1 protein-coding gene is annotated in these 785 nt (G+C 62.0%); it reads right to left on the minus strand.

Features of this window, described 5'->3' with window-relative positions; translation table 11 throughout:
• The coding region (locus ASU03_RS20350; protein ID WP_157465997.1) for a HAMP domain-containing protein at positions 1-785 on the minus strand (785 nt) is incomplete at both ends.

Consider the following 785-nt stretch of genomic DNA (forward strand, 5'->3'; position numbering starts at 1 on the left):
ATGCTGAACACCTGTGGCGGGGCGACGTGATGGCGCTCGCAGGTCGCACAATCACCGATGGCGCAGACGTTACGGCTGTTTTCGCCATGCAGCGCGAGCATCTGTTGCGCCGGGGCGAGGAAGTGCCCTTGCAGGCACAGTGACAGGCGCAGGCCCGGCAGGCGGTTCTGGAAGCGGCGTATCAGCTCGTCAAGGCCTTCGGCATTGGCCAGGCGCGAGGCCAGGCTACGGCTGCTCTCATAGAGCAATTCCAGGGCGGCGTTGGCCTGTTGCAGGTTGAGAGTCTTGTGCTGCACCTGGCTTTCCAGGGTGTGGTGGGACTGTTCGATGGTTTCGGCCAGGGTGTTGAAGCTCAGGGCCAATTGCCCCAACTCGTCTTGGGAGCGGTGGTTGACCCGCGCCGTGTAGTCGCCATCGCGAAAGCGCCGGGTGGCGTCCACCAGTTCCTTCAGCGGCGTGACCACGCCGTACTGCAACTCATAGAGCCCAATCAACAGGATGATCAGCGTACTGAACAGCGCCAGGCCCTGGATCAACTGTTGCCAGCCTTGTTTGTGCTCGCTCTGTTGCTGCAACAGGCTGACGAACTGGTTGAGTTGCTCGACAAAGGCTGGCGCGCGTTCACGGAAGAAGGTGCCGTCGCCACGTTCGATGGCGGGGAGCAGGTCCTGGTTCCAGTGTTGCTGGATCTGCCGATAGCTCTGTTGCAGGGCGCTGTGCGGGCCGTCTTCGAGCACGGCTTTCAACGACTGGCTATCCAGGCGCCGTTGCAGGCTTTGGGTGAT

Origin of the sequence: Colwellia sp. TT2012 (assembly GCF_001440345.1) — a bacterium.
Classification (GTDB): Bacteria; Pseudomonadota; Gammaproteobacteria; order Enterobacterales; family Alteromonadaceae; genus Colwellia.